The sequence below is a fragment of the Micrococcus lacusdianchii genome (assembly GCF_023155805.1).
Taxonomy (GTDB): domain Bacteria; phylum Actinomycetota; class Actinomycetes; order Actinomycetales; family Micrococcaceae; genus Micrococcus; species Micrococcus lacusdianchii.
Window position 1 is genome coordinate 1 of the sequence record NZ_JAKNUW010000012.1, and the last position, 26,128, is coordinate 26,128.

Sequence of the window (26,128 nt, forward strand, 5' to 3'; positions counted from 1 at the left end):
CCCGTCATGCGACAGGCGCTCCTATCCGGTATTAGACCCAGTTTCCCGGGCTTATCCCAGAGTCAAGGGCAGGTTACTCACGTGTTACTCACCCGTTCGCCACTAATCCACCCAGCAAGCTGGGCTTCATCGTTCGACTTGCATGTGTTAAGCACGCCGCCAGCGTTCATCCTGAGCCAGGATCAAACTCTCCGTAAAAAATTACAGAACGACACCCCGACGGCCGGAAATAACCATCAGGACATCCATTCGATTACCTGGCAGACCAGGTGCACAACGCACGGGGGTGCGGGCACGCTGGTCAACCAATGTGTTAAAACAATTGGCATCAAAAAACTTGGCACACTATTGAGTTCTCAAACAACAGACGCTTCCGGCTTCAGCACCGCTCATTCGCGGCGTTTCGCTCCGGAGCAACTTCTCCATTCTAGACCATCTGATTCAGACTGTCAACCCCGTCACCAGGATCGATCTCGAACCGTGATCCGTCATCGGAAGGCTTCACAACCTTACCACGTTCACGATCCGTGTCAACTCCGTTTCCGCAGTCGACACCAGCTGTTCATATCAGTGGGCCATCAGACCCTACCACACGATCCCAGCCAGTTGAACCAGATCATCTCTTCAGAAATACCGCTCCCCTCCCAAAGGAAGGAACCGGATGCCGTGGTGAACCCTGCCAGAAGAACTGCGATCATGCGCCAGATTCCCTAGCCTGTGGTCTGCTCACCGCGCCGCCCGTGTCACCGGACCGCGCCTCAGCACGAGAAAGAACTCTACACACCCTCCGGCCCCCACACCAAATCGAGAGTGCCCTCCGACGACGACGGCCCCGAGATCCGCATGTCCACGCGGATCCCGCGGCCTCGAGAGGGACCCGGTGGCGGCGTTCACCGACAGGACACCGCCATGACGTGGGTCACACTCAGGCCTCGTCCTCCCCCAGGCCCGTCAGATCGGCGGCCGCCATGTTCCTCTTGCCGCGGCGCACCAGCAGGTGTCGGCCGGCCAGGGCGTCCTCCCGTGTGTAGACCTGCTCCGGGTCCTGCACCTTCACGTTGTTCACCGAGGCGCCGCCCTCCTTGACGGTCCGACGGGCCTCCGACTTCGAGGACACCAGGCCCGTGGACACGAGCAGCTCGATCGCGCTGACGCCGTCCCCCTCCCCCGACCACTGGGTGCGGTCCGCCTGGGGCAGCTCGGCGAGCACGGCGGCCAGCACCTCGCCGTCGACCTCGGCGAGGTCTCCCCCGCCGAACACGGCCGCGGACGCGTCGATCACCTTCCGGGTGGCCTCCTCGCCGTGGGCCAGGGAGGTCACCTCCCACGCCAGGCGCTTCTGGGCCTCGCGGCGGAAGGGCTCCTCCGCCACCTTCCGCGCGTACCCCTCGATCTCGGCACGGGTCAGGAAGGTGAACACCTTGAGCCGGTCCACCACGTCGGCATCGGCGGTGTTGAGCCAGAACTGGTAGAAGGCGTACGGCGAGCACATGGCCGCGTCCAGCCAGATCGCGTTCCCCTCCGACTTGCCGAACTTGGTGCCGTCAGCATTGGTGATCAGCGGCGTCCCCAGCGCATGCACGTGCGCCCCCTCCACCTTCCGCACCAGCTCGGTGCCGGAGGTCAGGTTGCCCCACTGGTCCGAGCCGCCGGACTGCAGCGTCACGCCATGGCGCCGGTACAGCTCCAGGTAGTCGTTGCCCTGCAGCACCTGGTAGGAGAACTCGGTGTAGGAGATGCCCTCCTCCGAGTGCAGCCGCTTGGCGACGATCTCCTTCTTCACCATGGTGCCCACGCGGAAGTTCTTCCCGACCTCGCGGAGGAAGTCGAGGGCGGACATCTGGGCGGTCCAGTCCAGGTTGTTCACCATCCGCGCGGCGCTGTCCCCCTCGAAGGAGAGGTAGGGCTCTATCTGTGCCCGCAACGACTCGACCCACTCCTGCACGACCTCACGGGAGTTCAGCACACGCTCGGAGGTCTGCCGCGGGTCGCCGATCAGTCCCGTCGCCCCGCCGACGAGCGCCACCGGTCGGTGACCGGCCAGCTGGAGGCGCCGCATGAGCAGCAGCTGGACGAGGTGCCCCAGGTGCAGGGACGGCGCGGTCGGGTCGAAGCCGCAGTAGCAGCTGATCGGCTCCCCCGCCAGCGCCTCCTCGAGCGCGGCCGGATCGGTGGACACGTGGACCAGGCCACGCCACGTCAGCTCCTGCCACACGTTCTCGAAGGAGGGGTCGTTCGCCTGCGCGTGCAGGCGCTCTGCTCGGGGTTCGGTCTCAGCTGCCACCCGGTCAGCCTACCGAGCGCCACCATCGGGCGCGCGAGGACGCGCGGGCCGGCGTCGTCCTCTCCGGCACGACGCCGGCGCCGCCGCTCAGGCGGGGACGGGCACCAGGCCCGCGGGCAGCTCCGCCTCCGCGGCGGCGCTGACCACGCGGACGGACTGCGTGCAGCGGGTCAGGGCCACGTAGAGGTCGCCCACCACGCCCTCGGCGTCCGCCACGATGCGCTCCGGGGAGACGAGCACCACGCAGTCGAACTCGAGGCCCTTCGTCTCCCGGGCCGTGACGACGACGACCTCGACCCCGGGCACCGGCGTGCGGTCGGCGCGCTCCCCCCAGCGGGCGCGCTGCGCGTCCAGGTGCGCGGCGACGTCGTCCACGGGGACGATCACCGCGAGGAGCCCCTCGGGCACGCGGGCACGCTCCGCCTCCACGGCGGCCACGGCGAGCTCGGTGACGGACGCCCCCGGGACGACCGTCAGCTCCGGGGCGTGCTCGCCCTCGCGCACGGCCTCCGGGCTGCTGATCTCGAGTCCGGCGGCCCGCGCCACCTGCGCGGCCCAGCGGGTGATCCGGGCCGGCGAGCGGTAGTTCACCGTGAGTTCCTCGAGACGCACGCGGTCGCCGAAGTCCGGGGCCAGCACCTCCTGCCACGAGCGGGCGCCGGCCCGCCGGGAGGCCTGGGCGATGTCCCCCACCACCGTGAACGACTTCAGCGGGCAGCGCCGGGCCAGGAGGCGCCACTGCATCGGGGAGAGCTCCTGCGCCTCGTCCACCACCACATGGCCGAAGGTCCAGGTGCGGTCGTGCGCGGCCTGCTCGGCGGTGCTGCGGCGCACCCCGCGCACCTCGTTCGCGGCGGCCAGCTGCTCCGCGTCCACCACGCCGTCCACCCCCATCTCGAACAGGGTCTGGTGCATGTTCTCCAGGGACGCCCGCGCGTTCTCCAGGTTGCGCTGGTGCTGGGCGTCGGACTCGCCCACGCGACGCGGCGCCTCGAGCTCGCCGAGCAGCTCCGCCGCCTCGTCCAGCAGCGGCACGTCGGCCTCGGTCCAGGCGTCGGGATCCGTGCGCAGGAGGGCGGCCACGTCGTCGTCCGACAGCCACGGCGCGGCGGCCCGCAGCAGGGGCTCCCGGGTCAGCAGGTCCCCCACCAGCTTCTGCGGGGTGAGCGGCATCCAGCAGAGGTTGAGCGCGATCCGCACGTCCCGGGAGGTCCGCACGTCCTCCAGCAGCAGGTCCCGCTGGACCGGGACGCCCGAGGACTTCTCCAGCTTCTTCTTGAGCTTGTCCGCGAGCTCGCGGACGAGGATCTTGACGAACGTCACGCGGGCCTCGTTGTGGGGCTTGCCCGTGGCCCGGGCCCGATCCCGCGCCCGGCGCACCATGGCCGGCTTGAGCTTGACCGTGGTCCCCTCGATGTCCACCTGGCGCGTCTCCACGAGCAGACGCTGGCGCTGGGCGACGGCGTGCGCCACCACCTCGGCCATCTCCCGCCGGCCCTTGACCTCCGCCGCACGGGCGGAGCGCTCCGGGGTCGCGTGCACCCCGGGCATGAGGGTGCCGAGGGACGCCATCACGACGCCGGTCTCGCCGAGGGAGGGCAGGACGCGCTCGATGTACCGCATGAACGCGTCCGAGGGTCCCACCACCAGCACGCCCGACTTCGCGAGCCGGTCCCGGTGGGTGTAGAGCAGGTATGCGGCGCGGTGCAGCGCCACGGCTGTCTTGCCGGTGCCCGGACCGCCCTGCACCACGAGCGCGCCCGAGGTGTCCGCGCGGATCACCTCGTCCTGCTCCGCCTGGATGGTGGCCACGATGTCCCCCATCCGCCCGGTGCGGGCTGCCGTCACGGACGCGAGCAGCGCCCCCTGCGCCTGCGGACGGGCGTGGCCGCCCTCGAGGAGTCGCGGATCGAGGACGTCGTCCTCGAAGTCGCGGACCTCACGGCCACGCAGCAGCAGGTGACGACGCCGGCCCACGCCCTGGCGGTGCGCCGCCGTCGCCTGGTAGAAGGCACCGGCCTCCTGCGCGCGCCAGTCCACGAGGAGCCGGTCCTGGTGTTCGTCCGTGAGGCCGATGCGTCCGATGTAGCGCTCCTCCACCTGGCCCTCGGCGTCCGGGTCCAGGTCCAGCCGCCCGAAGACGAGGCGTTCGTCCACCGCGGTGAGCTGGGCCAGCCGATCCTCGTAGAGCGTGGCGAAGGCGTCCCGTTCCGAGTGGTTCTGCACCGACCCCTGCAGCCCGTCCCGGCGGACCCGGCGCAGCTGCTCCTCCTTCTCCGCCCGCAGCGCGTCCAGGCGGGCGTACCGCACGGCCACGCGCTCCCGCTCCAGCTCGAGCTCTGACTGACGGGCGGACACGGTGTCGGTCATCGGCGAGAACCTCGGGGAGCGGATCGGGGCACATCCTGGGAGGCGGCGTGCCGGGCGGAAGGGACCACCCATCGTATAGCCGGTGACATGAACGCGGCGTGTCCGCCAGGTGACCGGACCGAGGCGACGGTCAGCGCGCGTCCACCACCGACCCGGGGGTGTCGGCGAAGACCCGCAGCGGCTCGAGTGCGGCCTGCAGCGCCGAGAGCTGCTCGGCCACCGCATCCGGGGCGGTTCCGCCCTGGCCGCGACGGGCGTTCAGCGAACCCTCCGTGCTGAGGACCTCACGCACGCCGGGGGTGAGGTGCTCGGAGATCGAGGCGTACTCCTCGTCGGTGAGGTCCCACAGCTCGACGCCACGGCCCTCGGCGAGCTGGACCGCCTCCCCCGAGAGCTCGTGGGCCACCCGGAACGGCACCCCCTGCCGCACCAGCCACTCGGCGATGTCCGTGGCGAGGGCGAACCCCTGCGGGGCCAGCTCCGCCATGCGGCCCGTGTGGAAGGTGAGCGTGGCAATCATCCCCGAGACGGCCGGGAGCAGCAGCTCGAGGGTGTCGGCGGCGTCGAACACCGGCTCCTTGTCCTCCTGGAGGTCCCGGTTGTAGGCCAGCGGCATGGCCTTGAGCGTGGCCAGCAGACCGGTGAGGTCGCCGATCAGGCGGCCGGACTTGCCGCGCGCCAGCTCCGCGACGTCCGGGTTCTTCTTCTGCGGCATGATCGAGGACCCCGTGGAGTAGGCGTCGTCCAGGCGCACGAAGCCCGCCTCCTTGGTGGCCCAGAAGATGACCTCCTCGGAGATGCGGGAGAGGTCCACGCCGATCATCGCGGCCACCCACGCGAACTCGGCGTAGACGTCCCGGGCGGCGGTCCCGTCGATCGAGTTCCACACCGCGGAGGAGAAGCCGAGCTCGTGCGCGACGGCGTTCGGGTCCAGGCCCAGCGTGGAGCCGGCCAGCGCGCCGGAGCCGTACGGCGACACCGCGGCGCGCGCGTCCCAGTCCACGAGCCGCTGCAGGTCGCGGGCGAAGGCCCACGCGTGGGCGAGCAGGTGGTGGGACAGGAGCACCGGCTGCGCATGCTGCAGGTGGGTGCGGCCCGGCATCGGGGCGTACGGGTGCGCCTCGGCCTGGGCGATCAGCGCGTCCACCGTGGCGAGCACCCCGCGCGCGACGACGCGGGCGTGGTCCCGCAGGAACATGCGGCCGAGCGTGGCCACCTGGTCGTTGCGCGAGCGGCCGGCGCGCAGCTTGCCGCCCAGGTCCGCACCCGCGCGCTCGATCAGCCCGCGCTCGAGGGAGCCGTGCACGTCCTCGTCCGTGGCGGAGGGGACGTAGGCCCCCGAGCGCACGTCGGCCTCCAGGCGGTCCAGGGCGTCGATCATGCCGTCCCGCTCGGCGTCGGTGAGCAGGCCGGCCGTGTGCAGCACACGGGCGTGGGCGCGGGAGCCCGCGATGTCGTACGGGGCGAGCCGCCAGTCGAAGTGCGTGGACTTGCTGAGCGCCGCGAGGGCGTCGGACGGGCCGCCGGCGAACCGGCCGCCCCACAGCGCACCCTCGTTGGTCCCGTGGTGCTGGGTGCTCTTCTCGGTCACGTGGGTCTCCTCGGTCGGATGGTCGGGCGGACGACGGCGGCCCGGCCAGGAGAGGGGCCGGGCCGCCGCCGTCCCGTGGAGGGCGGCGCGTCAGTCGTTGGACAGGCGGGCGACGTCGGCGAGGTCCGCTCCGCCGTCCAGCCGCTGCTCCCGCTCGGACGCGGTCTTCGCGGAGAGCCCGTAGATGTCGATGAAGCCGCGGGCCGACGACTGGTCGAACGAGTCGCCCTCGTCGTACGTGGCGAGGTTGAAGTCGTACAGGCCGGTCTCGGAGCGGCGGCCCTGGACGGTCGCGCGTCCGCCGTGCAGCTCGAGGCGGATCTCACCGTTGACGTACTGCTGCGTGTCGTCGATGAACGTGTCCAGGTTCTTCTTCAGCGGCGAGTACCACTGGCCGTCGTACACCAGCTCGGTCCACCGCTGGTCGACGTGCTTCTTGAAGCGGGCCTGCTCGCGCTCCAGGGTGACGTTCTCCAGCTCACGGTGGGCGGCGATCAGCGCCATCGCGCCCGGAGCCTCGTAGATCTCCCGGGACTTGATGCCCACGAGGCGGTCCTCCACGATGTCGATCCGGCCGACGCCCTGGGCGCCGGCACGGCGGTTGAGCTCCTCGATGATCTCGAGCGGGGAGAGTGTGCGTCCGTCCAGCGCCGTGGGCACACCCCGCTCGAACGCGATGGTGACCACGTCCGGGGCCGGCGGGAAGGCCGGGTCGTCGGTGTAGTCATACACGTCCTTGGTGGGACCGTTCCAGATGTCCTCGAGGAAGCCGGTCTCCACGGCGCGGCCCCACACGTTCTGGTCGATGGAGAACGGGTTCTTCTTGGTGGTCGCGATCGGCAGGTCGTTGCGCTCCGCGTACTCGATGGCCTTCTCGCGGGTCAGGGCGAGGTCGCGGACCGGGGCGATGCACTTGAGGTCGGGGCCGAGGGTCTGGATGGAGACCTCGAAGCGGACTTGGTCGTTGCCCTTGCCGGTGCAGCCGTGGGCGACGGTCGAGGCGCCGAACTGACGGGCCGCGGCCACGAGGTGACGGGAGATCACGGGACGGGAGATCGCGGAGACGAGCGGGTACGCGTCCATGTAGAGGCCGTTGGCCTTGAGGGTGGGCATGCAGTACTGCTCGGCGAACTCGTCGCGGGCGTCCGCCACGTAGGCCTCCACCGCACCGCAGTCGAGGGCGCGCTGGCGCACGGTCTCGAGGGACTCGCCTCCCTGGCCCACGTCGACGGCGACGGCGACGACCTCGGCGCCGGTGGCCTCGCCGATCCAGCCGATGGCGACGGAGGTGTCCAGACCGCCGGAATAGGCGAGGACGATGCGTTCCTTCACGAGCTTCTCCTTATGTGCGGATGCGCCGGCGGGGTCGCGGACCCGCTCCTGCGGCGACCGGGCCACCTCGGCGGGGGCGTCGTGGCGATCCTAGCCGCACGTCGCATATCTATGCAAAGCGCCGAATATGAATCGAAGAGTCACGTCCGTGGTGCGCGACCTCACGCCCGACTCCTGCACAGCGGGCCTGAGCCCCTGCCTTCACAGTTTTTTCATTGCCATTTCGTGCCATTGCCACCGACCATCACGGTGGATCACGGACGCCCGGTCGGCCCCGTGTCCTCGGAGATACCGGACGGTAGATGACGTCTGGTAGAACCTGATGGCAATACGTCCACCGCGCGCGACTCGTCACTGGACATAATGGCAGCGACCCGCGTCAGGGGTGGGGTGTCACCGCGTCATCCACACCCCGATTTGACGGATCCCCTGACGGCGGCGTTGACTCTCTCGTAGCCGATTCGTGACCCAACCGTTATCGAGCACCGAGGACACCTCAGGAGCCCGTGACGATCGGACCGCGAACCGAAGCTCCATCGGGCGCCCGTCGAGGGTCGTCCCGCCCCGCTGGAGTCTTTGACCCGACCAAGGAGTGGACGACCGAACGGAACGCGCACCGCGTGGGCCGCAGACGGGATCTCGACACCTCTCTTCGATCATGACTCTCTTCTCTTCTTCTTCCCGCCGTGCCACCGCCTCCGTCGTGACCGGCATGACCCTGGCAGGCGCCGCCGCCGCCTTCGCCGCCCCGGCCCAGGCCGCCTCCGTCGAGACCTGGGACGCCATCGCGTTCTGCGAGTCCACCAACCGTTGGGACATCAACACCGGAAACGGCTTCTACGGCGGCCTGCAGTTCACGCTGTCGTCCTGGAAGGCCGTGGGCGGCGAGGGCTACCCGCACCACGCCTCCAAGGCCGAGCAGATCAAGCGCGCCGAGAAGCTGCAGGACCTGCAGGGCTGGGGCGCCTGGCCCGTGTGCTCCAAGAAGCTCGGGCTCTCCGGCGCTGACAACGCCCCCGACGCCTACGCCGCCGCTCCGGCCGCCACGGTCGAGCGTCAGTCCACCACCGACTGGGCCGCCGAGAAGCGCGCCGAGGAGGAGCGTGCCGCCGAGCGCGCCGAGGCCCAGCGTGCCGCCGCCGCCGCCAAGGTCTCCCAGACCGAGCTGGCCGCCGCCGAGAAGGCCAACAAGAAGAACGCCGCCGAGCTGGACCGGGCCGAGGACACCCTCTTCGTGAAGCCGGGCGACTCGCTGTGGAAGCTTGCCAAGAAGCACGACGTGCAGGGCGGCTGGCAGGCCCTCTACGAGGCCAACCAGGACATCATCGATGATCCGACGCTCATCTACATCGGCCAGGAGCTCGTGCTGCCCACCGCGTGATGTGCGCCCCAGCGGTCCCCTGACCGCCGGGAACGGCCCTCGACCTCGCGGTCGGGGGCCGTTCCGTGCATCCGGGAGTGGAGGGGCCGGTGCCTCCGCCGGTGGCCACCGGGCTCAGCCGGTGAGCGCCAGCAGGTGGGCGGCCACACCCGGGGCGTGCGCGCTGCCTGCGACGATCAGGAGGATGGTGTCGTCGCCTGCAATGGTGCCCATCACATTCTCCACGCGCGCCTGGTCGATCACCGAGGCGAGGAACTGCGCCGCCCCGGGTGGCGTCCGCAGGACGACGAGGTTCTCCGTGGGCTCGGCCGAGATGAGCAGCTCGCGGGCCATCGTGGCCAGCCGGCTCGCGTGCGCCTCCGTGGTGCGTCCGGGCACGCCGTCCTCCCCCTCGACCGGAACGGCGTAGACCATGCCGTCCACGCCGCGCATCCGCACGGCGCCGAGGTCGACGAGGTCGCGCGAGAGGGTCCCCTGCGTCACGGACAGGCCCCGCTCGTCGAGGGCTGCGGACAGCTCGGCCTGCGAGCGGATGGGCCGCGTGGCGAGCACGTCCCGGATCGCGGCCTGGCGGGCCGTCTTGGTGGTGGGAGCGGCCATCAGCGGGGGTCCTCCGCGAGTCCGGAGCGGTAGAGGAGCCACGCGATCAGGGCCTTCTGCGCATGCAGCCGGTTCTCCGCCTCGTCGAAGACCACGGACTGCGGCCCATCGAACACGTCCTCCGTGACCTCGTAGCCGCGGTACGCCGGCAGGCAGTGCAGGAAGATCGCGTCGTCCGCGGCGCGGGCCATCGCGGCTGCGTCCACCCGGTAGTCCGTGAACACCTCGAGACGCTCGGCCTTCTCGTCCTCCTGTCCCATGGACACCCAGGTGTCCGTCACGACGACGTCGGCGCCGTCCAGGGCCGCGGCGGCGTCCGTGGTGACGAGGACGGAGCCGGCCGTCTGCCGTGCGCGCTCCTCCGCGGCGTGGACGACGGCCGGGTCCGGCAGGTGGCCCGCCGGGCCGGCGATGCGCACGTGCATGCCGGCGGTGACGCCGGCCAGCAGGTAGGAGTTGGCCATGTTGTTCGCCGCGTCGCCGAGGTACGTCATCGTCAGGCCCTGCGTCCGGCCCTTGTGCTCACGCACCGTCAGCAGGTCGGCGAGCAGCTGACAGGGGTGGTAGTCGTCCGAGAGGGCGTTGATGACCGGCACGGAGGCATGCTCGGCCATCTCCTCGAGCCCGGCCTGCGCGAAGGTGCGCCAGACGATGACACCGACCATGCGCTCGAGCACGCGTGCGGTGTCCGCGACGGTCTCCTTGTGCCCCAGCTGCGACGCGCCCGGATCGACGATGAGGGGACTGCCGCCGAGTTCCGCGATGCCGACGGCGAACGACACGCGCGTCCGCGTGGAGGTCTTGTCGAAGAACACGATGCCCGTCCGGGGACCGGCGAGGGGGCGGTGCCGGAAGCGGTCGGCCTTCATCTCGGCCGCCAGGTCCAGCACCTCCGCCTGCTCGTCGGGGCTGAGGTCGGTGTCCACGAGGAAGTGGCGGACGGGCTCGGCGGCCCGCGCGGGTGCGGTCATGGGGTCTGCTCCTTCGGAACTGCGCGGGTCGTGGGGGCCGCGACGCCGGAGGAGACGGGCCCTCCGACCATGGCGGCGTGCACGAGGCCGGGGAGGGCCTCGGCGAAGCGGTCGAGATCGGCAAGGTCCACCACGAGCGGCGGGGCCAGGCGGAGCGTGCACGGACCGGTGGCGTTGAGGATCCAGCCGGCGTCCAGGCCGGCGCGGACGACGGCGGGCGCGAGGCCGCCCTCGACGGCACCGACGTTCCTGGGGACAGCGAGGTCGACGCCGATCCACAGGCCGTGGGCGCGCACCTCCGCGACCTCGTCCAACGCCGCCAGGCGCTCGGCGAGGCGGGCGCCGGCGGCCCGGACGTGCTCGAGCAGCCCCTCTCGGTCGATGGTCTCCAGGACGGCCAGACCCGCCGCCGTGGCCACCGGGTTGCCGCCGAAGGTGGTGCCGTGCTGGCCGGCGGTGAGGAGGCGGGACGCGCCGTCGCCGACACAGACGAGCGCGCCGATCGGCAGGCCGCCGCCCAGGCCCTTGGCCAGGGTGAAGGCGTCCGGCACGACCGGATCGTCCTGGCCGGTGACGGCCGGGTTCTGGAACGCGAACCACGTGCCGGTCCGGCCGATGCCGGACTGGACCTCGTCGAGGACCATCAGGGCCCCGGCCTCGCGGGTGGCCGCGCGGACGTCGGCGAGGTAGCCGGCGGGCCATCCGTGCACTCCGGCCTCGCCCTGCACGGGCTCGAGGACCACCGCGGCCACGATGCGCCCCTCGGCGTCGGGGGCGAGGGCGGCGCGCAGGGCCTCGGCGTCCCCGCCGGGGACGAACTCGACACCGCCCGGCAGGGGCTCGAACGGGGCCCGGTAGGCCTGCTTGTGGGTCAGGGCCAGCGCGCCCATCGTGCGACCGTGGAAGGCGTGCTCCATCGCCAGGACGCGGGTGCGCCCGCCCGAGGGGTCCTCTGCACCGTGCCGGCGCGCGAGCTTGAAGGCGGCCTCGTTCGCCTCGGCACCGGAGTTCGAGAAGAACACCGTGGAGCCCTCCGGCACGCCGGCGCGGTCCAGCAACGCCTCGGCGAGCCGGATCTGCGGCGCGGAGGTGAAGAGGTTGGACACGTGGCCGAGCGTGCCCAGCTGCGTGCTCACAGCAGCCACGAGCGCCGGATGGGCGTGCCCCAGGGAGTTGACGGCGATCCCGGCCAGCAGGTCCGTGTACTCGCGGCCGTCCGCGTCCCACACGTGGGCGCCCCGGCCCGCCACGAGGGCGCGAGCGGGTGCGCCGAACACCCCCGTCAGCGCGCCCGCGTAGCGGTCCAGCAGCGCCTGCTGCGGGGTCGGTCCGGCGCTCATGCGCTCCCCTCCTCGGGCCCGGAGGCGGACGGCCCGGGGCCGGGCACCACCTGGGTGCCGACACCGGCCGAGGTGAACACCTCGAGCAGCATCGAATGGGCACGGCGGCCGTCGACGACGTGCGCGCGCTCGACGCCGGCCGTGACCGCGTGCAGGCAGGCGGCCATCTTGGGGATCATCCCGGACTCGAGGTCCGGGAGCAGCCCGCGCAGCTGGTCCGCGGTGAGCGAGCTGATCAGGGAGGACCGATCCGGCCAGCGGGCGTAGAGCCCCTCGACGTCCGTCAGGAGCACGAGCTTGGAGGCGCCGAGGGCCACGGCGAGGGCCGCGGCGGCGGTGTCCGCGTTGACGTTGAGCACCGCACCCGTGGGCCGCCCGTCCGGGCCGATCTCGGGGGCGACCGAGGAGACCACGGGGATGCGCCCGGCATCGAGCACGTCCTGCAGCGCGCGGGGGTCCACGTCCGTCACCTCGCCCACCAGGCCGAGGTCGACCTCCTCGCCGTCCACGACGGTCCCCGTCCGCCGGGCACGGAACAGGCCGGCGTCCTCGCCGGAGGAGCCCACCGCGTAGGGGCCGTGGGAGTTGATGAGCCCCACGAGCTCGCGGCCGACCTGTCCGGTGAGCACCATGCGGACCACGTCCATGGACTCGGGGGTGGTGACGCGCAGACCGCCGCGGAACTCGGACTCCAGGCCCAGGCGGTCCAGCATGGCATTGATCTGCGGGCCGCCGCCGTGCACCACGACCGGTCGCACGCCCACGTGGCGCAGGAACACGACGTCCTCGGCGAAGGCCCGGCGCAGATCATCGGACACCATGGCGTTGCCCCCGTACTTGACCACCATGGTGGTCCCGGCGAAGCGGCGGATCCACGGCAGCGCCTCGATCAGCACCTCCGCCTTGGCGGCGGCGCTCTCGAGGCGTTCGGCGGTGGAGAGCACGGGCACGGAGGCCGTGGCGGGGCCCTCGGGAACGGCGGGGACGGTCATGGCGGTCACCTCAGGTGGAGTAGGCGGAGTTCTCGTGCACGTAGTCGTGCGTCAGGTCGTTGGTCCACAGCTCGACGACGGCGTCCCCCGCATGGAGGTCGATCTCCACCGTGACCTCGCGGCCGGAGAGGTCGACGCCGTCGCGGGGGTCCCCGACGCCGGCGGAGCGGCACACCTGCACCCCGTTGAAGGAGACGTCCAGGGCGTCGGCGTCGAACGGGGCGACGTCCTCGGGGACGGTGCCCACGGCGGAGATGACGCGACCCCAGTTGGGGTCCTGCCCGAAGATCGCGGCCTTGAAGAGGTTCGAGCGGGACACGGCGCGCGCCACGGCCTCCCCCGCCTCCTCCGACGACGCGTTCACCACGCGGATGAGCACGTCGTGGGCGGCTCCCTCGGCGTCGGCGACGAGCTGCCGCGACAGGTCCGCGCACACGGCGTGCAGGCGCTCCGCGAAGACCGCCGGCTCCGGCGCCGCGCCGGATGCGCCGGAGGCCATGAGCACCACGGTGTCGTTGGTGGACATGCAGCCGTCCGAGTCGACACGGTTGAACGTGGTGCGCACGGCCTCAGCGAGGGCCTCCTGGAGGGCCTGGGCCGGAAGGTCGGCGTCCGTGGTGATCACGCACAGCATGGTGGCCATGCCGGGTGCGAGCATCCCCGCGCCCTTGGCCATCCCGCCCACGGTCCACCCGTCCCCGGCGGAGACGGCGGTCTTCGCCACCGAGTCCGTCGTCTTGATGGCCACGGCGGCGTCCTGACCTCCGTCGGCGGACAGGGCCCGCACCCCCGCGTCCACGCCCGCCAGGAGCGTGTCCAGCGGCAGGCGCTCGCCGATCAGACCCGTGGAGCAGACCACGACGTCACCGGCGGAGACCCCGAGGGCCGCGGCCGTGTGCTCGGCGGTGCGGTGGGTGTCCTGGAACCCCGCGTGGCCCGTGGCCGCGTTGGCACCGCCGGAGTTGAGCACGACGGCGTCCGCACGCCCGTCCGTGAGCACCTGACGGGACCACAGCACGGGGGCCGCGGCCACGCGGTTCGCGGTGAACACGCCGGCGGCGGCGCGGGAGGGGCCGTCATTGACCACGACGGCCACGTCCGGCGCACCCGACGGCTTGAGGCCGGCGGTGACGCCGGCGGCGCGGAAGCCCCGGGCTGCGGTGACGCTCACGGTGCGACCCCCTGGATCTCGAGCCCGGTCTGCTCGGGCAGGCCCAAGGCGATGTTCATGGACTGGACGGCCCCGCCGGCGGTGCCCTTCGTCAGGTTGTCCAGGGCCGCGGTGACGATCACGCGGCCGACGTGCGGATCCACGGCGAGCTGCAGGACCACGTGGTTGGAGCCGAGCACGGCCTTCGTGGTGGGCCACTGCCCCTCGGGGAGGACGTGGACGAACGGTTCGTCCGCGTACGCCTCCTCCCACGCCGCGCGGACGCGGGCGGGCTCGACGTCGGAACGCAGCCGGGCGGTGGCGGTGGCCAGGATCCCACGCGGCACGGGCGCGAGCGTGGGCGTGAAGGAGACCTCCACGGGCTCCCCCGCGGCCTGGGAGAGGCCCTGCTCGATCTCCGGGGTGTGGCGGTGCCCGCCGCCCACGCCGTAGGGGCTCATGCCGCCCATCACCTCCGAGCCGAGCAGGTGCGGCTTGGCCGCCTTGCCCGCGCCCGAGGTGCCGGAGGCGGCCACGATGACGACATCCCGCGGCTCGAGCACACCGGCGGTGAAGCCCGGGGCCAGGGCGAGGATCGAGGTGGTCGGGTAGCAGCCCGGCACGGCGATGCGTCGCGCGCCCGCCAGGCGCTCCCGCTGGCCCGGCAGCTCCGGGAGTCCGTAGGGCCACGTCCCGGCGTGCTCCGACCCGTAGAAGCGCTCCCACGCCTCCCCGGACTCGAGGCGGTGGTCCGCCCCGGCGTCGATGACGAGGGTGCCCGGCGTGCGCTCCTCGAGCTCGGCGGCGAGTGCCGCGGAGGCCCCGTGCGGCAGGGCGAGCACCACGACCTCGTGCCCCGCCAGGACGTCCGCCGTGGTGGCCTGCAGGACGCGGTCCGCGAGCGCGGGCAGGTGCGGCTGCAGCGCCCCGAGGCGCTCGCCGGCGTTCGCATGGGCCGTGACGGCCCCGATCCGGACCTCGGGGTGGCCCGCGAGCAGGCGCAGGACCTCCCCTCCTGCATAGCCGGTGGCTCCGGCGACGGCGACGGCGTGTGTCATGCAGGTCATCCTATCCCATGTATTCCACTCTCGGAATATGTATGCATCTCGGAGCCCCCGGCCGCGCCCGGCCACCGGCTCGTAGAGTGCACCCATGAGCTCCCCCGCACCGACGCCCCGCACCCATCACGCCGTCGTCGCCGAGACCACGGGCGGCCCCGAGGTCCTGCGCTGGACGGAGGCGGAGGTCCCCCGCCCGGGGCCCGGGGAGGTCCTCGTGCGGACGGCGGCGGCGGGGCTGAACTTCATCGAGACGTACCAGCGCTCCGGCGTGTACGACGTGGCGCGCCCGTTCACCCCCGGCACGGAGGGCGCGGGCACCGTCGTCGAGGTCGGGGACGGCGTGGACGCCTCCCTGCGCGGCGCGCGGGTGGCGACGGCGGCCGGGCGCGCCACGTACGCCGAGTACTTCCTCGCCCCCGTGGACGGGCTGCTGGCGGTGCCGGAGGCGGTGGACCTCGCGGACGCCGCCGCCCTGCCGCTGCAGGGCATGACCGCCCACTACCTGTGCCGCTCGACCTTCCCCGTGCAGGAGGGTCAGACGGTGGTGGTCACCGCCGGCGCGGGCGGCGTCGGCCTGCTCCTCACCCAGCTGGCGGCCGCGCACGGCGCGCAGGTGGTGACCGCCGCCTCGACCGAGGCCAAGCGGAACCTCTCCCGCGCGGCGGGCGCCGCCGCATCGGTCGACTACACCGAACTGCGGGACGCCGTGGCGGACGCCACGGGCGGTGAGGGAGCGCACGCGGTCTTCGACGGCGTCGGCAAGGACACCTTCGAGGACTCCCTCGCCGCGCTGCGGGTGCGCGGCATGCTGGTGCTCTTCGGCGGCGCATCCGGTCAGGTGCCGCCGTTCGACCTGCAGCGCCTCAACGCCGGCGGCGCCCTCTTCGTGACCCGGCCCTCGCTCATGCACTACACGCGCACCGCCGAGGAGACCCGCTGGCGGGGGGAGGAGCTGTTCGGCGCGTGGGCGGACGGCCGGCTCGACGTGCGCATCGGCGCGCGGGTCCCGCTCGCCGAGGCCGGGCGGGCCCATGCGTCCCTGGAGTCCCGGGCGACCACGGGCAAGGTGCTCCTCACCCTGGACTGACGTCGCGGGTGCCCCCCCTGCGGCCCCGGGAGCAAGGTGAACAGCAGGTGAACTAGACTGGACCGGCTCGGCACCCGTGTGCCGGTGATCCGTCCGCTCGCCCCTCGCCCCACCGTCCTCGGAGGTCCCGTGACCGCACCGACGTCCCCCGTCCACCCGCCCCAGCTCCCCGGATCCGACCGCACGCCCCCGCCGCGCACGCTCATCGACGTCCTCGAGACCACCGTCCGGGCCCATCCGGACGCGCCGGCCCTCGACGACGGCGCCGCGGCGCTGACCTACGCCGACCTGCAGGAGCGGGTCTTCGCCTCCGCCCGCTTCCTCGCCGACCACGGCATCGGCGCGGGCGACCGCGTCGGCGTGCGGATCGCCTCGGGGACGGCCGGCCTCTACGTCTCGATCCTGGCCGTGCTGGTCGTGGGCGCCGCCTACGTCCCCGTGGACGCGGACGACCCCGACGAGCGCGCCCGCCTGGTGTTCGGCGAGGCCCGCGTCGCCGGCGTCCTGACGGGCGAGCGGCGTCTGGAGGCGCCGGAGGCCGCCGCCGGAGGGACGGGGACGACGGGCGCGGCCGACGGCCCCTCCGAGGCCCGGCCGCCCCGCCTGGACGACGACGCCTGGATCATCTTCACCTCCGGCTCGACCGGCACCCCCAAGGGCGTGGCCGTCTCCCACCGCTCCGCCGCGGCGTTCGTGGACGCCGAGGCGCGGCTCTTCCTCGCCGAGGACCCGCTCGGTCCCGGCGACCGCGTCCTCGCCGGACTCTCGGTCGCCTTCGACGCCTCGTGCGAGGAGATGTGGCTCGCCTGGCGGCACGGCGCGTGCCTCGTGCCCGCCCCCCGGGCGCTCGTGCGCTCCGGCATGGACCTGGGCCCGTGGCTCGCCGAGCGCCGCATCTCCGCGGTCTCCACCGTGCCCACCCTGGCCGCGATGTGGCCCACCGAGGCCCTGGAGAACGTGCGCCTGCTGATCTTCGGCGGCGAGGCGTGCCCCCCGGAGCTCGCGGCCCGCCTGGCCGTGCCCGGGCGGGAGGTCTGGAACACCTACGGACCCACGGAGGCCACCGTGGTGGCGTGCGCCGCGCCGCTGACCGGCCAGGGCCCGGTGCGCATCGGTCTGCCCCTGGACGGCTGGGACCTGGCCGTCGTCGACCCCGCCACGGGTGTGCCCGTGGCGGCCGGGGAGAGCGGCGAGCTGATCATCGGCGGCGTCGGGCTCGCCCGCTACCTCGACCCGGCGAAGGACGCGGAGAAGTACGCCCCGATGCCCACGCTGGGCTGGGACCGCGCCTACCGCTCCGGGGACCTCGTGGTGCACGACCCCGCCGGGCTCGTGTTCCTCGGCCGGGCGGACGACCAGGTCAAGGTCGGGGGCCGCCGCATCGAGCTCGGCGAGGTGGACGCGGCCCTGCAGAACCTGCCCGGCGTCCAGGGCGGCGCCGCGGCGGTGCGGACCACCCCGGCCGGCAACCAGCTGCTGATCGGCTACCTCAAGCCCACCGGCCCCCTCGAGGACTTCGACCTGGACGCCGCCCACGAGCGGCTGGCCGAGGAGCTGCCCGCGGCGATCGTCCCGCGCCTCGCGCTCGTGGACACGCTGCCCACCAAGACCTCGGGCAAGGTGGACCGCCACGCCCTGCCGTGGCCCCTGCCGGGCACCGCGGCGGACGCCGCCGACGCCCCCGACGAGAAGACCCCGGGCGGCTGGGTCCTGGCCCAGTGGGCCGCCGTGCTGGGTGCTGCGCCGGTCTCCGGCGACACCGACTTCTTCTCCGCGGGCGGCGGCTCCCTCGCCGCGGCCCAGCTCGTGGCCCGCCTGCGCGGCCGCCACCCCGCCGTGACCGTCCAGGACGTGTACCGCCACCCCACCGCGGACGGCCTCGTGGCCGCCGTCCTCGGGGACGACGCCGGCGGAGGCCCCCGCCTCGAGGTCCACGAGCGGGAGGTGGCCGCCACGCGCCGACGGACGCAGTGGACGCAGACCCTGGTCGGCCTGCCCGTCTTCGTGCTGCCCGCGCTGCGGCTGGGCGTGTGGACCGGCGTGGCGGTGAACCTCATCGCCCTCTCGGGGCTCATCCCCGGCCTGCCCACCGTGTCCTGGTGGGCCCTGCTGGCGGTCGGCCTCCTCGTGGTGGCCGCCCCCGGCCGGATGCTACTGGCCGCCCTGGCAGCCCGCCTGCTGCTGCGCGGCGTGGGCCCCGGCGCGCATCCGCGCGGCGGGCGCGTGCACCTGCGCCTGTGGCTGGCCCAGCAGGTCACCGACCTCGTGGACCCCTACTCGCTCGCGGGGGCCGGATGGATCCCCGCCTATGCACGCCTGCTCGGCAACGAGATCGGCCGCGACGTGGACCTGCACACGATCCCGCCCGTGACCGGGCTGCTCTCGGTCGGTGACGGCGCCTCGATCGAGCCCGAGGTCGACCTCTCCGGCTACTGGGTGGACGGCGACGTGGTGCGCATCGGCCGGATCCGCATCGGCGCGGGCGCCGTGGTCGGCTCCCGCTCGACGCTCCTGCCGGGCGCCCGGGTGGGCGCGGGCGCCCACGTCGAGGCCGGCTCGACCGTGGTCGGGCGGCTGCGCGGCGGACAGCGGCACGGTGGCTCCCCCGCCGCGAGGACCGGGAAGGTCCGCCGGGACCGGGGCGTCGAGGCCGCCCCGCCCCGGAGCCCGGGGTGGAGCGTGCTCTCCACCCTGGCGTCGACCGTCCTGGCCCTGCTGCCCCTGGTCGCCACGGCGGCCGCCGGCGGCGTGGGGCTGTGGTCGCTGACCTGGTGGCCGCCGGTGACCGGCGGGACGTCCGCCCCGGACGCCGTCGGCATCCTCACCGGCCGCCTGCTGGCGGCCAGCCCGCTGATCGCCGGCGTCTGGTTCGCGGCGCAGCTGCTGCTCGTGCTCGCGGCGGTCCGGCTGCTGTCCCTCGGCGTCACCGCCGGCCGGCACCCCGTGCGCTCGCGGATCGGATGGCAGATCTGGGCAATCGAACGGATCCTCGACGCCGCCCGGGACCAGCTGTTCCCGATCTACGCCTCCCGGCTGACCCCCACCTGGCTGCGCCTGCTCGGCGCGCGGATCGGCCGGGACGTCGAGGCCTCCACGGTGGTGCTGCTGCCGACCATGACGCAGGTGGGCGACGGCGCGTTCCTCGCGGACGACACGATGATCTCCTCCTACACGCTCGAGGGCGGCTGGATGCACGTGGCTCCCGCCAAGGTGGGGAAGCGGTCGTTCGTCGGCAACTCCGGCATGGTCCCCGGTGGCCGCACGCTGCGCCGCGACTCGCTCGTGGCCGTGCTGTCCACCGCCCCGGCCAAGACTCAGAGGGGCAGTTCGTGGATGGGCTCCCCGCCCGTGCGCCTGCGCCGCACCGAGGTCGACGCCGACGCGTCCCTCACGTACGCCCCGCCGGCCCGTCTCAAGGCCGCCCGCTCGGCCTGGGAGGCGCTGCGCGCGATTCCGGTGTGGCTGCACGTCGCCCTCACCATCGCCGTCGGCGGCGCTCTCGCGGGGCTCGCGGCCCTGGGCTCATGGTGGCTGGCCGCGCTGCTCGGCGGCGCCGTGCTGCTGCTGGCGGGCGCGGTGGCGGCACTGATCACGGTGGCGGCCAAGCGCCTGTTCGTGGGCCGCATCCGCGCGGGCGAGCACCCCCTGTGGTCCTCGTTCATCTGGCGCAACGAGGTGGCGGACACCTTCACGGAGTTCCTGGCGGCCCCGTGGTTCTCCCGCGCGGCCGCCGGCACGCCCGCCCTCGTCTGGTTCCTGCGCGCGATGGGCGCGCGGATCGGCAGCGGGGCCTGGGTGGAGTCCTACTGGCTGCCGGAGGCGGACCTCGTGACCCTGGGCGACGGCGCCACCGTGAACCGCGGCTGCGTGGTCCAGACGCACCTGTTCCACGACCGCGTCATGGCCCTGGACGAGGTGGTGCTCGACGACGGCGCCACGCTGGGTCCGAACTCCGTGGTCCTGCCCGCCGCGCGTCTCGGTGCGGGCACCACCGTGGGGGCCGGGTCGCTGGTGATGCGCGGCGAGCACCTGCCCGGCGGCACGTGGTGGCTGGGCAACCCCGTCTCCCCGTGGCGCCGCCCCGGCCGGACGCCCGGTGCCCGGCCCGTCGGGACCGGGTCCACGGCGGCCCCGCCGGTCGCGGACGACGCGTCCCCCGCCACCACCGACCCCACCACCGAAGGAGCCGACCGATGAGCACCGACCCCTACCTGCCCGGCGTCGGCACGGCCGCGGCGACCGTGGAGCACCTGCGGGTGGAGCTCGACGTCCGGCTGGCGGCGAACCGCGTGGCCGGCACGGCCGTCCTGCACCTGCGCCTGCTGTGCCAGACGGCCGAGGTCGAGCTGGACCTCCACCGCCTCGCCGTGGACGAGGCCCGCGCCGCGGTGGGCGGGCGCACCCTGCGCGTGCGGGCCACCCGTCCGCGGTCCCGCCCGCACCGGGTGGTGGTGGCCCTCGGCGAGTCGTTGCCCGCGGGCACCGCGGTGGAGCTGACCCTGCGCTATTCGGGCCACCCGGTCCCGCGCCGCAGCCCGTGGGGCACGATCGGCTGGGAGGAGCTGACGGACGGCGTGCTGGTCGCCGGCCAGCCCCACGGCGCGTCCACCTGGGTGCCGTGCATCGACTCCCCCGCTGTGCGCCAGACGGCGGACATCACCCTCACCACGGACGCCGGCTACCTGCCGCTGGCCAACGGCCGCGGGGAGCGGGTGCGCGCGCGCGGCTCCCGCGAGACATGGCGCTGGGTGCTGGACCGGCCCGTCCCCGCGTACCTGCTGACGGTGCAGATCGGCCGCTACCGTCAGGTGACCGCCCCGGGCAGCTCGGCCGCCCCGGGCGTGCCCCCGCTGCGGCTCGTGGTCTCCCCCCGCCACCAGGCGCGGGCAGAGCAGGCGATGTCCGCCCAGGCACGCATGATGCAGACGTTCGTGGCGGCCTACGGGCCGTACCCGTTCGCGGACTACGCGGCCGTGGTGGCCGACGACGTCCTGGAGATCCCGCTGGAGGCGGCCGGGCTGTCCCTGTTCGGCACCAATCACCTGGACGGCTCGTGGGAGTCGGAGCGGCTGATCGCCCACGAGATGGCCCACCAGTGGTTCGGCAACGCCGTCACCCTGGGCCGCTGGTCCGACCTGTGGCTGCACGAGGGCTTCGCCTGCTACTCGGAGTGGCTGTGGGCTGAGGCGACCGGCCGGTCCTCCGTGACGTCCATGGCGCGGCGGGCCTGGCGCGGCCTGCAGGCGCAGCCGGAGGACCTCGTCCTCGCCGACCCCGGACCCGAGCGCATGTTCGACGACCGCGTGTACAAGCGGGGCGCCCTGACCGTGGTGGCGCTGCGGCGGCTGCTGGGCGACGCCGCCTTCGGCGAGGCGGTGCGCGACTGGGTGGCCCGGCACGCGTTCGCCACCGTGGACTCCACGGGCCTGCGCGCGCACCTGCACGGCTGGGCGCCCCGCGCCGGGGTCACGGTCGGCGACGTCGACGCCGTCCTCGACGCCTGGACCCTCCGCCCCGAGCTGCCCGCCTTCCCGGGCTGAGCTCGGGCGCCGCCGGGCTCAGCGGCTCGGGACGCGCAGGGCGAGCGCCCCGAGCACGGCCGGCGGCAGCCCCGCGGCCCGGAGGACCTCCGCCGCCAGGTCGGCGACGGCGGCCCCCGGCACCGGCGTGAGCGCCGGCACCTGTGCCGGATCCGCGCGGAAGCCCGTCCCGGCGGCCTTGACCAGGGCCTCCTTGCGGGTCCAGAGCCGCGCGCGGGCGGCGGGCCGCGCGGCCGCGGCGTGGCGTTCGACCCACGCGAGCTCGTCCGCGGCGAAGCCGACCTCCCCCAGGGACTCCGACCCGGCGAAGGCGGAGGCGTCCGCACGCTCCACGTCGAGGCCCAGTCCCGCGACCGACGGTGCCGGGGCCGGTCCGCCCCCGCGCCGCCACGGACGAGGCGCGGGACCGGCCGGCCCGGCCCCCGGACCGGGCGTCCACCAGGCGGCCGCACGCAGGGGCGCGCCGTCGTCGTCGGCCACGCCGGACAGGGAGATCAACGCCTGCCGCCCCGCGGGCAGGCCGGTCAGCCGCGGGGCCCCGTGCTCCCCGGAGCCGCACGCCGGGCACCGCCGCGCCAGCCCGAGGGCGCCCGGGTCCTGACCCCACACCGCGGACAGGGCCGCGCGCACCCGGTCCAGGAGGACGCGGTCCCCCGCGGCGCGGCCGTCGTCCCCGCCTGCGGCGACGCCCGCCCCCGCGAGGGCGGGGACGGCCGTCGTCAGACCCCACACGCCCGGCAGGGCGTCGGCGGGGCGGGCGGTCATGCTCAGCGCTGGACGGCGCCGTGGCGCTCGGCCGCGAGCGCGGTGGCGGCGGCGCGGGCCTCGGACGCCTCGTCCGCGGTGAGCGTGCGGTCCGGCGCGCGGAACCGGAGGGTGAACGCGAGGGACTTGTGGCCCTCCGGCACGCCCGTGCCCTCGTAGACGTCGAACAGGGCGACGTCCTCGAGCAGGTCCCCGGCGCCCTCGGCCAGGGTGGCGCGGACCTCGCCCGCCACCACGTCCGAGGCCACCACGAGCGCGACGTCCTGGGTGGAGGCCGGGTAGGTGGACAGCGGGCGGGCCACCACGCGCTCGGCCGAGGCGGCCAGCACGGCGTCGAGGTCCAGCTCGAAGGCGCCCGTGCGCGCGGGCATGTCCGCGGCCTCGAGCCACGCGGGCAGCAGCTCGCCCGCCACGCCCACCGCGGTGCCGTCCGGCAGGGACAGCTCCGCGGTGCGGCCCGGGTGGAACGCCTGGTGCGCGCCCTGGGACACGGTCAGTTCCACGCCCACGGCACGGCCCACCGCGAGCGCCGCGGCGATCGGGTCCTGCCAGTCGAAGGCGCGCGGGGTGAACCCGGCGCCCGGGGCGGCCTCGTGCCCGGCGAACGCGCCGGCCACGTGGCGCGGCTGGTCCGGGATGCCGGCCTGCAGGCCGTCGAGGGTCTCGGCCGAGGGCTGCACCCCGATCGGCTCATTGGAGGGCGACCCGAGGGTCTGCCCCGGCAGGAACACGGCGCCCACCTCGTACAGGGCCACGTCCTTGAAGCCGCGGGAGGCGTTGCGCCGCACGGCCTCCAGCAGGTTCGGCAGCAGCGAGGTCCGCAGCCAGCCGAACTCGGAGGAAATGGGGTTGGCCAGGCGCACCATCCGCTGGGCCGCGCCCTCGGCCTCCGTGGCGGATCCGAACAGGCGGTTCTGCGCCTCGGACACGAACGGGTACGTCAGCACCTCGGTGAGACCGCCGCCGGCCAGCACGTCCGCCACGCGGCGGCGCTGGGCCTGGGCGCGGGTCAGTCCGCGCCCGGGCGGAGCGACGGGCAGGGTGGCGGGGATGCGGTCGAAGCCGTCCAGGCGGGCGACCTCCTCCACGTAGTCCTCGGGCACGCGCAGGTCGTGCCGCCACGAAGGCGCGGTCACGCGCAGCACGTTCCCGGCGTCCTCGACCTGCGCGCCGAGCATCTCCAGGAGCTCGACGACGCGCTCGCGCGGGTAGTCCACGCCGATGCGTCGCGACGGGTACTCCGGGTCCAGCTCGACGACGACGGGCGCGGGCCGCTCGCCGACGTCGGTGACGCCCGCGGCCGGCGTTCCGCCGGCGAGCTCGACGAGGAGCTGCACGGCGCGCTCGGCGGCCTCGTCGGCGATCTCCCAGTCCACGCCGCGCTCGTTGCGCTTGGAGGCCTCGGAGGGCAGGCGGTGGCGGCGCCGGGTGCGGGCGATCGACACCGGGTCGAAGTGCGCGGACTCGATCAGCACGCGCGTGGTGGTCTCGGAGACCTCGGTGGCGGCGCCGCCCATGACGCCGGCCAGCCCGATCGCGCCGGACTCGTCCGCGATCACGAGGTCCTCGGGGTCGAGGGTGCGCTCCTTGTCGTCCAGGGTGCGCAGGGTCTCCCCCGCGGCGGCGCGGCGCACCGTGATCCCGCCGGTCAGGCGGTCCGCGTCGTAGAAGTGCAGCGGCTGGCCGAGCTCCCACATCACGTAGTTGGAGACGTCCACGGCCAGGGAGTGCGGACGGATGCCGGCCAGGCGCAGGCGCGCGGCCATCCACGGCGGCGTGGCCGCGGCCGGGTCCACGCCCTCCACCACGCGTGCCACGAAGCGGTCGCACCCGTCGGTCCCGTAGATCGGGGCCTCGTCCGCGAGCGTGACGGACGGGCCGGCGTCGTCCGCGGCGGGCGGGGTGACGCCGGCGGCCGGGTCGGTGAACGCGGTGCCGGTGGCGTGGGAGTACTCCCGGGCCATGCCGCGGATGCTGAACCCGTACGAGCGGTCCGGGGTGACGTTGACCTCGGCAGCCTGCTCGCGCAGCCCGAAGAGGTCGAACACGTCCGTGCCGACCTCCGCGTCCAGGCCGAGGTCGGAGAGCACGATGATGCCCTCGTGGTCGTCGCCGAGGCCGAGCTCGCGCATCGAGGCCATCATGCCGGCCGACACGTGGCCGTAGGTCTTGCGCGGGGAGATCCGGAAGTCGCCCGGCAGCACGGCGCCGGGCAGGCACACGACCACCTTGTCCCCGGCCTCGAAGTTCTGCGCGCCGCACACGATGCCCTGCACGCCGGAGGGCTCCACGCCCTCGCCCGTGAGCGTCTGCTCGGCGCCCTCGGGCACCACGCGGACCTGGCACCAGTTGATGGTCTTGCCGTTCTTCTGCGGCTCGGGCTCCTTGGACAGCACCTGGCCGACGACGAGCGGGCCCGTGAGCCCGTCCGCGGGACGGTGCACGTCCTCCTCTTCGAAGCCGACCGTCACGAGGTCGGCGAGGACGTCCTCGGCGGTGGCGTCGGCCGGGACCTGCGCGAACTCGCGCAGCCAGTCAAGCGGGATACGCACGGGAAGATCAGAGCTCCATTCCGAAGTGCTGGGAGAAGCGGACGTCGCCTTCGATCATGTCCCGCATGTCCGGGACGTCGTTGCGGAACATGAGCGTGCGCTCGATGCCCATGCCGAACGCGAAGCCGGAGTACTCCTCCGGGTCGATGCCGGCCGAGCGCAGCACGTTCGGGTGGACCATGCCGCAGCCGCCCCACTCGATCCACTGCGGGCCGCCCTTGGCCTGGGGCTGCCACACGTCCATCTCGGCCGAGGGCTCGGTGAACGGGAAGAAGTTCGGACGCAGGCGGATGCGCGCCTCGGGGCCGAACATCTGCCGGGCGAAGGACTCGAGGGTGCCGCGCAGGTCCGCCATGGTGAGGCCTCGGTCCACGGCCAGGCCCTCGAACTGGTGGAACACCGGGGTGTGGGTGGCGTCCAGCTCGTCCGTGCGGAAGGTGCGGCCCGGGCAGAGCACGTACACCGGGGCGCCGCGCTCGAGCATGGAGCGCACCTGCACGGGCGAGGTGTGGGTGCGCAGCAGGAGGTTGGACTCGCGGGGCTCCACGAAGAAGGTGTCCTGCATCTCCCGCGCCGGGTGGTCCGGCGGGAAGTTCAGGGCGTTGAAGTTGAACCAGTCGTGCTCCAGCTCGGGGCCCTCGGCGATCTCCCAGCCCATGCCCACGAAGATGTCCGAGACGCGCTCCTGCAACAGGGACAGCGGGTGGCGGGCGCCGGTCAGGCGACGCGCGGCGGCCGCCGTGACGTCCACGGCCTCCTCGCGGAGCATGCGCTCGGCGTGCTCGGCCTCGAGGACCTCGGTACGGGCGGCGAGGGCCTTGGTGATGCGGCCGCGGGCGGCGCCCATGGTCTTGCCGGCGGTGGCCTTCTGGTCCTTCGGCAGGGTGCGGATGGACTTGTTCGCCAGCGTCAGCGGGGCGCGGTCGCCGGTGTGCGCCAGGCGCGCGGCCTTGAGCTCGTCGAGGTCCGCGGCGGCGGCGAACGCGGCGAGCGCGGCCTCCACGGCCGCGTCCACGGCGGCGGCGTCCACGGGGGAGATCTGCGGCGCGTCCACGGACGCGCCCGACTCGGGGCTGGATGTCATGGGTCAACGACCTTCACGGTGGGGGACG

Annotated in this window: 17 protein-coding genes and 1 rRNA gene; 4 read left to right on the forward strand and 14 right to left on the reverse strand. The window is 73.7% G+C overall.

Features of this window, described 5'->3' with window-relative positions; translation table 11 throughout:
- The 5 genes from MA879_RS08520 to MA879_RS08540 all read right to left on the reverse strand — a co-directional run.
- Window positions 1-198, reverse strand: a 16S ribosomal RNA gene (locus MA879_RS08520); the annotation flags it as partial.
- A gap of 727 nt (window positions 199-925) precedes the next feature.
- Window positions 926-2,284 carry a tyrosine--tRNA ligase gene (gene tyrS, locus MA879_RS08525; protein WP_248125152.1) on the reverse strand — a complete coding sequence of 453 codons (1,359 nt, stop codon included), beginning with the start codon at window positions 2,282-2,284 and terminating at the stop codon, window positions 926-928.
- A gap of 87 nt (window positions 2,285-2,371) precedes the next feature.
- Complete coding sequence (locus MA879_RS08530) at window positions 2,372-4,654, reverse strand: HelD family protein (protein WP_248125153.1); 2,283 nt, start codon at window positions 4,652-4,654, stop codon at window positions 2,372-2,374.
- A gap of 130 nt (window positions 4,655-4,784) precedes the next feature.
- On the reverse strand, window positions 4,785-6,245 hold the full coding sequence (gene argH / locus MA879_RS08535; RefSeq protein WP_248125155.1) for an argininosuccinate lyase: 1,461 nt from the start codon (window positions 6,243-6,245) through the stop codon (window positions 4,785-4,787).
- 90 nt (window positions 6,246-6,335) lie between these two features.
- Window positions 6,336-7,577, reverse strand: coding sequence for an argininosuccinate synthase (locus MA879_RS08540; RefSeq protein WP_248125157.1), 1,242 nt, complete (start codon window positions 7,575-7,577; stop codon window positions 6,336-6,338).
- A 658-nt stretch (window positions 7,578-8,235) separates the two neighbouring features.
- Between MA879_RS08540 and rpf the strand changes: the two genes are divergently transcribed.
- Entirely contained in the window at window positions 8,236-8,958 is a 723-nt protein-coding gene (rpf, locus tag MA879_RS08545; protein WP_248125159.1) for a resuscitation-promoting factor Rpf, read from the forward strand.
- 114 nt (window positions 8,959-9,072) lie between these two features.
- Here the strand turns inward: rpf and argR are convergent, their stop codons facing one another.
- Genes argR through argC form a run of 6 tightly spaced genes read right to left on the reverse strand, consistent with a single transcriptional unit; the run spans window position 9,073 to window position 15,069 of the window.
- On the reverse strand, window positions 9,073-9,558 hold the full coding sequence (argR, locus tag MA879_RS08550; protein ID WP_248125160.1) for an arginine repressor: 486 nt from the start codon (window positions 9,556-9,558) through the stop codon (window positions 9,073-9,075).
- Window positions 9,558-10,529, reverse strand: coding sequence for an ornithine carbamoyltransferase (gene argF, locus MA879_RS08555; protein ID WP_248125161.1), 972 nt, complete (start codon window positions 10,527-10,529; stop codon window positions 9,558-9,560). Before argF ends, argR begins: the two co-directional genes overlap by 1 nt.
- A complete protein-coding gene (locus MA879_RS08560; protein WP_248125162.1) occupies window positions 10,526-11,869 on the reverse strand; it encodes an acetylornithine transaminase in 1,344 nt (447 codons plus the stop codon). Before MA879_RS08560 ends, argF begins: the two co-directional genes overlap by 4 nt.
- Window positions 11,866-12,861, reverse strand: a complete 996-nt coding sequence (gene argB / locus MA879_RS08565) for an acetylglutamate kinase (protein ID WP_248125163.1) — start codon at window positions 12,859-12,861, stop codon at window positions 11,866-11,868. Before argB ends, MA879_RS08560 begins: the two co-directional genes overlap by 4 nt.
- 10 nt (window positions 12,862-12,871) lie before the next feature.
- The gene (gene argJ, locus MA879_RS08570) at window positions 12,872-14,032 is read right to left on the reverse strand and encodes a bifunctional glutamate N-acetyltransferase/amino-acid acetyltransferase ArgJ (protein ID WP_248125164.1); all 1,161 of its coding nucleotides are present in this window, start codon (window positions 14,030-14,032) and stop codon (window positions 12,872-12,874) included.
- On the reverse strand, window positions 14,029-15,069 hold the full coding sequence (gene argC, locus MA879_RS08575) for an N-acetyl-gamma-glutamyl-phosphate reductase (protein ID WP_248125165.1): 1,041 nt from the start codon (window positions 15,067-15,069) through the stop codon (window positions 14,029-14,031). The genes argJ and argC overlap by 4 nt, the downstream gene beginning before the upstream one ends.
- A 94-nt stretch (window positions 15,070-15,163) precedes the next feature.
- Here argC and MA879_RS08580 point away from each other — a divergent pair, with 94 nt between their 5' ends.
- The 3 genes from MA879_RS08580 (at window position 15,164) to MA879_RS08590 (ending at window position 21,699) form a co-directional block, all read left to right on the forward strand.
- Window positions 15,164-16,159, forward strand: a complete 996-nt coding sequence (locus MA879_RS08580) for a quinone oxidoreductase family protein (RefSeq protein ID WP_248125166.1) — start codon at window positions 15,164-15,166, stop codon at window positions 16,157-16,159.
- A gap of 129 nt (window positions 16,160-16,288) precedes the next feature.
- Complete coding sequence (locus tag MA879_RS08585; RefSeq protein ID WP_248125168.1) at window positions 16,289-20,356, forward strand: Pls/PosA family non-ribosomal peptide synthetase; 4,068 nt, start codon at window positions 16,289-16,291, stop codon at window positions 20,354-20,356.
- Complete coding sequence (locus MA879_RS08590) at window positions 20,353-21,699, forward strand: M1 family metallopeptidase (protein WP_248125170.1); 1,347 nt, start codon at window positions 20,353-20,355, stop codon at window positions 21,697-21,699. The genes MA879_RS08585 and MA879_RS08590 overlap by 4 nt, the downstream gene beginning before the upstream one ends.
- Window positions 21,700-21,717: 18 nt before the next feature.
- On the opposite strand, the gene MA879_RS08595 is transcribed toward MA879_RS08590, so the two are convergent.
- Genes MA879_RS08595 through pheS form a run of 3 tightly spaced genes read right to left on the reverse strand, consistent with a single transcriptional unit; the run spans window position 21,718 to window position 26,100 of the window.
- Window positions 21,718-22,464, reverse strand: a complete 747-nt coding sequence (locus MA879_RS08595; RefSeq protein WP_248125171.1) for a 4'-phosphopantetheinyl transferase superfamily protein — start codon at window positions 22,462-22,464, stop codon at window positions 21,718-21,720.
- Between the two features lie 2 nt (window positions 22,465-22,466).
- Complete coding sequence (pheT, locus tag MA879_RS08600; protein ID WP_248125177.1) at window positions 22,467-25,016, reverse strand: phenylalanine--tRNA ligase subunit beta; 2,550 nt, start codon at window positions 25,014-25,016, stop codon at window positions 22,467-22,469.
- A gap of 7 nt (window positions 25,017-25,023) precedes the next feature.
- Window positions 25,024-26,100, reverse strand: a complete 1,077-nt coding sequence (gene pheS / locus MA879_RS08605) for a phenylalanine--tRNA ligase subunit alpha (protein ID WP_248125179.1) — start codon at window positions 26,098-26,100, stop codon at window positions 25,024-25,026.
- Window positions 26,101-26,128: the final 28 nt, after the last annotated feature.

Excerpts from the sequence above, each read along its gene's own strand:
- MA879_RS08530 (WP_248125153.1), bottom strand. The coding sequence starts at position 4,654 with ATGACCGACACCGTGTCCGCCCGTCAGTCAGAGCTCGAGCTGGAGCGG.
- rpf (WP_248125159.1), top strand. The coding sequence starts at position 8,236 with ATGACTCTCTTCTCTTCTTCTTCCCGCCGTGCCACCGCCTCCGTCGTG.
- argR (WP_248125160.1), bottom strand. The coding sequence starts at position 9,558 with ATGGCCGCTCCCACCACCAAGACGGCCCGCCAGGCCGCGATCCGGGAC.
- argF (WP_248125161.1), bottom strand. The coding sequence starts at position 10,529 with ATGACCGCACCCGCGCGGGCCGCCGAGCCCGTCCGCCACTTCCTCGTG.
- MA879_RS08560 (WP_248125162.1), bottom strand. The coding sequence starts at position 11,869 with ATGAGCGCCGGACCGACCCCGCAGCAGGCGCTGCTGGACCGCTACGCG.
- argB (WP_248125163.1), bottom strand. The coding sequence starts at position 12,861 with ATGACCGTCCCCGCCGTTCCCGAGGGCCCCGCCACGGCCTCCGTGCCC.
- argC (WP_248125165.1), bottom strand. The coding sequence starts at position 15,069 with ATGACACACGCCGTCGCCGTCGCCGGAGCCACCGGCTATGCAGGAGGG.
- MA879_RS08580 (WP_248125166.1), top strand. The coding sequence starts at position 15,164 with ATGAGCTCCCCCGCACCGACGCCCCGCACCCATCACGCCGTCGTCGCC.
- MA879_RS08590 (WP_248125170.1), top strand. The coding sequence starts at position 20,353 with ATGAGCACCGACCCCTACCTGCCCGGCGTCGGCACGGCCGCGGCGACC.
- MA879_RS08595 (WP_248125171.1), bottom strand. The coding sequence starts at position 22,464 with ATGACCGCCCGCCCCGCCGACGCCCTGCCGGGCGTGTGGGGTCTGACG.
- pheS (WP_248125179.1), bottom strand. The coding sequence starts at position 26,100 with ATGACATCCAGCCCCGAGTCGGGCGCGTCCGTGGACGCGCCGCAGATC.